Origin of the sequence: Luteimonas salinisoli (assembly GCF_013425525.1) — a bacterium.
In the GTDB taxonomy this organism is placed as follows: domain Bacteria; phylum Pseudomonadota; class Gammaproteobacteria; order Xanthomonadales; family Xanthomonadaceae; genus Luteimonas; species Luteimonas salinisoli.
In genome coordinates this window covers 41,783-49,822 of record NZ_JACCKA010000087.1, presented here as the reverse complement: position 1 = coordinate 49,822, position 8,040 = coordinate 41,783, and the positions used below count along the sequence as shown (strand labels likewise).

The 8,040-nt window shown below is 71.8% G+C and carries 4 protein-coding genes and 1 pseudogene; 3 read left to right on the top strand and 2 right to left on the bottom strand.

Annotated elements, in window-relative coordinates; all coding sequences use genetic code 11:
* A partial coding sequence (locus tag H0E84_RS20250; RefSeq protein WP_219339789.1) for a hypothetical protein occupies positions 1 to 309 on the top strand: 309 nt, incomplete at its 5' end.
* Between the two features lie 722 nt (positions 310 to 1,031).
* Here H0E84_RS20250 and H0E84_RS16225 read toward each other — a convergent pair.
* Complete coding sequence (locus tag H0E84_RS16225) at positions 1,032 to 3,830, bottom strand: bifunctional diguanylate cyclase/phosphodiesterase (protein ID WP_180679689.1); 2,799 nt, start codon at positions 3,828 to 3,830, stop codon at positions 1,032 to 1,034.
* 166 nt (positions 3,831 to 3,996) lie between these two features.
* Between H0E84_RS16225 and H0E84_RS16220 the strand changes: the two are divergent.
* Positions 3,997 to 5,094 (top strand): annotated as a pseudogene (locus H0E84_RS16220) (PAS domain-containing sensor histidine kinase); the annotation flags it as partial.
* 1 nt (position 5,095) lies between these two features.
* The gene (locus H0E84_RS16215) at positions 5,096 to 6,853 is read left to right on the top strand and encodes an EAL domain-containing protein (RefSeq protein ID WP_180679687.1); all 1,758 of its coding nucleotides are present in this window, start codon (positions 5,096 to 5,098) and stop codon (positions 6,851 to 6,853) included.
* On the opposite strand, the gene H0E84_RS16210 is transcribed toward H0E84_RS16215, so the two are convergent.
* Positions 6,816 to 7,979 carry an ATP-binding protein gene (locus tag H0E84_RS16210; protein ID WP_180679798.1) on the bottom strand — a complete coding sequence of 388 codons (1,164 nt, stop codon included), beginning with the start codon at positions 7,977 to 7,979 and terminating at the stop codon, positions 6,816 to 6,818. The genes H0E84_RS16215 and H0E84_RS16210 overlap by 38 nt on opposite strands.
* Positions 7,980 to 8,040: the final 61 nt, after the last annotated feature.

Genomic DNA, 8,040 nt, shown 5'->3' with positions numbered 1-8,040 from the left:
TTCCGGCGGGTCGCGCGCCACGCCTCCCGGCCGCGCGCCATGAGCGCCGACGGTTCGCTGGGCGGGCCCGGCACGCGCCCGGAGCCACCGGAGCCACCGGACCCGCCGGCACGCGAAGCGGATGCGGCCGCGCGCCGGTCCGGGACGCGACGCGCGGCGCTGCGGCGCCTCGAGATGCGCGGCCACGACGAGCTCGCGGCCCTGTCCACCGATGCGGCAGCGGTGCGGCCCGCTCCGCTCCAGGCGTGCGTCGACTGGGACCTGGCGCTATGTCCCGTCCCGTCGCCTGGTCTCGCATCGGGCGATTGAGGTTCCACCGAACGCCGAGCGCGCCGGTCGTCGAACGCCAGATGATGGCGGTTGAAGGTCGTGGGATTCGGGCGGCGTCGGCAAGGGCCGACGCCAGTCCCGGCGCCCCTTCCAGCGGGGTTGCATAGAGCCCTGGGACCGAAGCTGCTCTTCGTTTCCCGGCTCGAACAGCAGGGTTGGTTCGCGGGCTTCGGAGCCAGCGGCGCCCCAGGGAGTACCCCGCAGCTCGGTCGGCCCTCCACGGCCCGGCTCGCCGTCGCAGGCCCGCGCTGCTGCGCGGCCCGGTCCGGCGCAGCGCGCCGGGCGTTCGCAAAGGCCGCGCGGCAGTGCCGCGCAAGCGGCCTGGCGCTCACCCATGGCCTGCTCTCCACATTTCCCCGGCCCGGCCGCCGCACTGGTCATTCGTTTTCGAATCTCCGGCAGCCCATCCCTCCGAAGCCGACCAACGTTCAAGCGGGAGTCACGCCGGGGGTTTTGCGGAGAGCTGCACATGGATGTGCAGCGGCCCTGAGTCCGGCCATGGATGGCCGGACCGAAGGGCGAAGCAACACCCCCGGCGCGGCTCACGCCCCGCGCAGTCAACCGAAGGCGCTCTTGTCTGCCAGACACGGCGATTCATTGACGCAGCCCCGTGGCGACGGTGATGGATCCTGGCAACGGATGGAACTGCCTGGCGCGCGACGGCGATGGATCCCCGCAGCGGATGGAACTGCCCGCCGCGCTCAGCAGACGACGAGCGGCGCCGGCTGCGGGTCGGCCGTCAGTCCGGGGGCGCGCAGCGGCACGCCGGAGCGCAGCCACTGCGCCATTTCCCGCGGCGGCAGCGGCCGCGTGTAGAGATACCCCTGGATCTCGTCGCAACCGTGCTCGCGCAGCAGCTGCTCCTCGATCGCCGTCTCCACGCCCTCCACCACCACCTGCATGCGCATCGCCTGGCCGAGCTGGATGATCGCGCGCGTGAGATCGCCGGATTCGGCGCTGCGCTGGATGTCCAGGATCAGACTGCGGTCGATCTTCAGCCGGCTGACCGGGAAACGGTTGAGATAGTGCAGGTTGGAGAACCCGGTGCCGAAATCGTCCACCGCCAGACTCACCCCATGGCTCTGCAGGGTGTCGAAACAGTCGCGCAGCAACTCCGTGTCGCGCACCAGCGCCGACTCGGTGAGTTCCAGTTCCAGCCGGTGCGCAGGCCAGCCGGCCTGCCGACAGCGGGCGATCACGCGCTCGGCGAAACCGCGATCGCGCAGCTGCACCGCCGACACGTTCACCGACATCCGCCCGAAGCGCAGCCCGGCCTCGTCCCAGGCGGCCGCCTGACGGCAGGCTTCGGCGATCACCCAGTCCCCAAGGCGCACGATCTCCCCGCAATCCTCGGCGATCGGGATGAACTCGGCGGGGCCGCAGTGGCCGCCTGCCGGGCGATGCCAGCGCAACAGCGCCTCGATCCCGGGCGCGATGCCGCTGTCCACGTGCACCAGCGGCTGGTAGACCACCGAGAACTCGTCGCGGTCCACCGCGCCACGCAGCGCATGCTGGATCTTCAGCCGGCGCCTGGCCTGCTGCAGCGCCTCGCGGGTATAGAAGGCATGGTTGCCGCGGCCGTCGTGGCGCGCGGCGCTCAGCGCCACTCCGGCGGCGCGCAGCAGGTCGTCGAAGCCGTCGCCGGGGCTCTCGCGCACCGCGATGCCGATGCTGGCGCCGACCTTGAGCGTCTCGGTGCCGACGTGGAGCGGCTCGCCGAGCGCGCAGATCAGCCGATCTGCGGCTTCCGCCACCGCGGCGCGGTCGCTCGCCTCGCGCAGCAGCACCACGAACTCGTCGGCGCCGAGGCGGCCGAGCAGGTCGGCGGCCCCCAGGCACTGGTGCATGCGCGCCGCCGACGCCTTGAGCACCGCGTCGCCGGCGCCGTGGCCGAAGCTCTCGTTGATGCTCCGGAACCCGTCCATGTCCACCAGCAGCAGCGCCAGCCGCGATTCGCCGGCGTCGGCGGCCAGCGCCTCCTCGGCCTGCCGCCGCAGCAGCCCGCGATTGGGCAAACCCGTGAGCGGGTCGTAGTGCGAGAGCATCTCGATCCGCGCGCTGGTCTCGCGTTCGCGGGTGATGTCGCGAAACAGCACGATATGGCGCGCCGGACCGCGTTCGTCGCGGTCCAGCTCCACCACCACCTGCACCCAGACGCGCTCACCGTTGCCGCGGTAGAAGCAGCCTTCCACGCGGTCCGGGGCGCCGCCGTCGGCGGCCCGCACCAGCGCCGCCTCGAAGGCTTCGCGCGACTGCGTGGTATACAGCGCCAGCACCTCGTCCAGCAGCACCGGGCCCGGGGCCATGCCGTGCAGCCGCGCGCACTCCTCGGTCCACTGCATGCGCCGGGTCGCCGGATCGATCTCGGCGCCGCCGATCCCGCCCAGCGCCGACACCCGCGCCAGCAGCTCGGTACGGCTGCGGATCAGCGCATCGATGCGGCGCTGGCCGGTGACGTCCTGCACCTGGGCCAGGACCCGCTGCAGGTTGCCCTCGGCATCGAGCTGCGGCTGCGCCCATACCAGCAGGTGCAGCCCGTCCGGCTCCGCGTCCGACGGCAGCTCCACCTCGAAACGGGCCAGCTGGCCCTCCTGGCGGATCCTGCGCCAGGCCTTGCGCAGCTCGCCGGCAGAGCGTCGGCCGATGCGCCGGACCCAGGCACGGCTGCCGGCTGCCTCGTCGGCCAGGCCCACCAGGCTGCGCAGCTCCGGCGAGCACCACACCAGGTCGTTGGCCGGGTCCCAGGCCCAGCTCGACATCCCGGCGATGCGCTGGGTCTCCTCGAGCAGCTGCTGCTGGTCGCGCAGCCGCTGCTCGAGCTGCTTCTGGGTGCCGATCTCGGTATGGGTGCCGACCATGCGCAGCGGGCGGCCGTTGGCGTCGCTGGCGATCACCCGGCCGCTGTCGCGCACCCAGCGCCAGCCGCCGTCGCGGTGGCGCAGGCGGTGCTCGCAGACGTAGGTGGGCGTGCGCCCTTCGAGGTGGTCGGCCAGGCGCTCGCGCACCCGGCCGGCATCGTCGGGGTGGACCAGGGCCAGGGCGGCGTCCAGCCCCTCGTCGAGCACGTCCCCGCCGGTGCCGGCCTCGTAGCCCAGCATCGCCCGCCACGAGCGCGAGCGGAAGGTGCGGTTGCCGGCCACGTCCCAGTCCCACAGCCCGTGGCCGGCACTGTCGAGCGCCGCCTGCCAGCGGCTGGCGCCGTCCGGCTCGGGCACGCTGAGGGTGTAGGCGACCGCTTCGCCGGCGTCGTCGGCCACCGCGCGCATCCAGCCGTCCAGGCGGCCTGCCGGGCCCGGCAGCGAGCACGGCACCGCCGTCTCGCCCTCGCGCAGCCGCTGGCGCAGATCCGCCAGCAGCGGCGCGTAGCGGCTGGCGCTCTGGTCGAGGCCGAGCGCCCGCGCCGGAGAATTGGCGAGCAGCACGGCGCCATCGGCGTCGAGCACCAGCATCGCGCTCGGAAGCGGATGCCGCAGCAGGCTGGTGATCGCGCCGGAGTCCATCGATTCTACCTTCGTTGCCGCAACCTGGAGCCCGCTGCAGGGAGCGGCGGGCGCGCGAGACGCCGTCGACAGCTGTGACGGGCGTTCGATTCTCCCGTTAACGGCGGCGTCGCGCGGAAGTTGAGGCGCCCCGTTCATCGCCCCGGCGCCAGACGCCACCGGTTCCGGTACGATTCGCGTGGTGACCGGAATGGAACAGGCCCGACGCCAGCTGCAGGAACGCGAGCAGCAGTTCGGCGAACTCATGCGGATCCTGCCAGACGGGGTCATGCTGATCGCCGACGGCCGCGTGATCTATGCGAACCCGGCCTGCGCCGCGCAGTTCGGCTACCGCGCCGACGCCCTGGCCGGCGAGTCTCTGGCCGCCCTGGTCGAGGACGGCGGCCTGCCGCGCCTGGGCGCCCTGCTCGACCCGCGCGCCGCCGGGACCCCTGCACCGGCGCCGCGCATGCGCCGCGGCGACGGCAGCCTGTTCAACGCCGCGCTCTCGGCCTGCGACGCCCGCTACGCCGGCCAGGCATGCAAGCTGCTGATCGTCCGCGACCTGAGCGAACCCGAACGGATGCGCGATGCGCTCGCCCTGGGCAACCGCGAACTGCAGGCGTTGGCCGGCCGCCTGTTCTCGCTGCAGGAGGAGGAGCGCCGCGCGATCTCCCGCGAACTGCACGACGACATCGGCCAGTCGATCACCGCCGTCAAGCTGTCGGCGAGCGCGGCGCTGGAGGAAGCCGACCCCGCGCGCCGTCGCGAGGACCTGACCGGCATCATCGAACTGGCCGATGCGACCCTGGACAAGCTGCGCGACATTTCAACCCTGCTGCGCCCGCCGCAACTGGATGCGCTCGGCCTGGAGGCGGCGCTTCGAGGACATGCGCTGCAGCTGTTCCGCAAGGGCGGGGTCGAGGTGGAACTGCGGATCGAGCCGCTGCCGCGGCGCCCCTCGCGCGAGGTGGAGCAGGCCTGCTTTCGCATCGCCCAGGAGGCGCTGACCAACGTCCGGCGCCATTCCCGGGCGCGGTCGGCGATGGTGGCCCTGTGCGACCGCGACGACGCCCTCAGCCTGGAGGTGCGCGACGACGGAAACGGCTTCGAGCAGTCGAGCGCGAACGGACTGGGCCTGGTGATCATGCGCGAACGCGCACAGACGGTCGGCGGCAGCCTGCGGATCGAATCGTCGGCCTGCGCGGGCACCCGCATCTGCGCGCGGCTGCCCTACGCGCCCCCGCCCGACTGCGGCGAAGCCGCCGACGGCGATGGTCGCTAGGATGCGTCCCGCCGAGGAGGCCGGCGCCGGTGCCGAGGCGGTCTCGCGCCTGGGCGCCGGGCACCCGGAGCTGGTCGCCATGGTCGGCCAGGCGGTGGGCGGCGGCGCCTCGCTGATGGTGCTGCACATCGACATCGAGCACTTCGCCTCGATCAACCAGAACATGGGCGTGGACGTCGGCGACGAGGCGCTGCGGCTGCTGGCCGGGCGCCTGGCCGCGCGCGTCGGCGGACACGGCCGGGTGTGGCGCCACGGCAGCGACGAGTTCGTGGCAGCGGTGCCCTACCCGGCCGGTTCGGCGCCGCCGCGCGAACTGGCCGAGACCCTGCTGCGCGAAGTCGAGCTGCCGCTCTCGGTGCTGCCCTACACGCTTTTCCTCAACGCCAGGATCGGCATGAGCCTGTGTCCGTTGCAGGCCGCGGAGGCGTCGTTGCTGCTGCAGCAGGCGGAGACGGCGGTGCGGCAGGCCTCGCACCACGACAGCGACCCGATCCAGCTCTATGCGGTGCAGGCGGGGGAAAAGCTCCACAACGAGACCGTCATCGCCCGCCAGATCGTCGATGCCGCGCCCAACGGCGAGCTGCGCATGCGCTACCAGCCCAAGGTGAGCGCGCGCGACGGCCGCGTGGTGGGGATGGAAGCGCTGCTGCGCTGGCAGTCCCCCGACCTCGGGCTGCTGCTGCCGGAGCGCTTCATGCCCACCGCCGAGCGCCTGGGGGTGATCGTGCAGATCGGCCACTGGGTGCTTGAGCGCGTGGTCGAGCAGGCCCGCGTCTGGCGCGAGCAGGGCTTCGACGACTTCTTCATCGGCGCCAACGTCTCAACCCTGCAGCTGCTCGACCCGGAGTTCGTCAACCGGCTGCTGACGAGAATCGGCAACGCCGGCCTGCCGCCGTCGACCATCGTGCTCGAGGTCAACGAAAGCGCCCTCACCTACGACGTCAACGCCGTGCACGAGGCGATCAAGACGCTACGCCACGAGGGCGTCGGCCTGAGCCTGGACAACTTCGGCACCGGCGACTCGAGCCTCAGCGCGCTGGTGCGCTACCCGGCCGACCGCCTCAAGATCGACCGCAGTTTCATCAACAGCGCCCCGGCCGGCAGCCGCGAGACCGCCATCGTCCGCGCCATCATCGCCATGGGCCACCAGCTGGGCATGAAGGTAATCGCCAACGGCGTGGAGACCGAGGCGCAACTGGGGTTCCTGCGCCGCAGCGACTGCGACGAGTTCCAGGGCTACCTGTTCGGCGAGCCGATGAACGCCGATGCCGCCGGCCAGGTGCTGCGGCGACGCTACCTGCGCCCGGAGCTGTTCGCGGCCGCGACGCCGGACCGCACCCTGCTGCTGGTGGACGACGAGGAGAACGTGCTGCGCTCGCTGGTGCGGCTGTTCCGGCGCGACGGCTACCGCATCCTCGCCGCCGGCAACGTCCGCGACGCGTTCGGCCTGCTCGCCACCAACGACGTGCAGGTGATCCTGTCCGACCAGCGCATGTCGGAGATGGACGGCACCGAGTTCCTCGGCCGGGTGAAGATGCTCTACCCCGACACCATCCGCCTGGTGCTGTCCGGCTATACCGACCTGGCCACGGTCACCGACGCGATCAACCGCGGCGCGATATACCGCTTCCTGACCAAGCCCTGGGACGACCGCGAACTGCGCGAGCACATCCGCCAGGCCTTCGCCACCTACGGCAGCCAGCGCAACCGCGACGCCGCGCTCAATCCTGCGGCTGGCGGATCGGCAGCACCACCCTGAAGCGGGACCCCTCGCCCGGCTTGCTCTCGACCTCGATCCTGCCGTGGTGCTTGGCGGCGATGCCGTAGGAGATCGACAGCCCCAGCCCGGTGCCGGTGCCCACCGGCTTGGTGGTGAAGAACGGATCGAAGATGCGCTGCAGCATCTCTTCGGGGATGCCCGCGCCGGTGTCGGCCACCTCCGCCCAGACCTCCTCGCCCTGCTGGCCGGTGCTCACCGTGATCACGCCGCGCTCGGCAATCGCCTGGCCGGCGTTGAGCAGCAGGTTCATGAACACCTGGTTGAGCTCGGATTGCAGGCATTCGACCAGCGGCAGCTCGCCGTAGCGCTTTTCCAGCGTGGCCTTGTAGCGCAGCTCGTTCCAGACGATGTTGATCGTCGAATCGATGCCGGCATGCAGGTCCGCGAGCTTCCAGGAGTTGTCGCGGTCGGAACGCGAGAAATCCTTGAGGTCGCGGACGATGCGCGTGACCCGCTCGATGCCCTCGCGCGACTCCGTCATCAGCTGCGGCAGGTCGCGGCTGATGAAGTCGATGTCGAGGCGCTCGCGGGTCTGGTCGATCTCCGCCAGCTGGGCGCGCGGGTCCGGCGAGCGCAGCGCGCGCTCGTAGGCGTCGATCAGGGCGAACAGGCTGCTCAGGTACTCCTGCAGGCTGCCGAGGTTGGAATGCACGTAGCCGATCGGGTTGTTGATCTCGTGGGCCACGCCGGCGGCGAGCTGGCCGATCGAGGCCATCTTCTCGGCCTGAAGCAGCTTCTCCTGGGCTGCGGTCAGGCGCACGTTGAGCTCGGCGTGGCGACGCAGCAGGTCCTGGTCGTCGCGGACCAGGCCCGGGTCCTGCAGCAGCAGCAGGTAGTGGCTGCCGCCCTCGCTGCACAGCGACAGCCGCGCGGCCAGCATGCGGCCCTCGCCGAAGGGCACGTAGTCGTTCCAGGTCCCGCCCGCGTCGGCCTTCTGCAGCGCCTCGGGCGGCAACATGTCCTGCAGCGCCAGTCCCAGCCCAGGGCTCCACAGCGGATGCGCCCGGAACAGGGTCTCGGCGGCGGGGTTGGTGTAGAGACGGCTGCCGTCGGCCCGGCACAGCAGCACGCCTTCGCGCAGCCGGTCGAGGGTGGCGGCCAGCATCGGCTGCGGCAGCGGTTCGTCTCTGGAAGGTGCGGTCACGGCGCCGGTTCGGAGAGGGGCG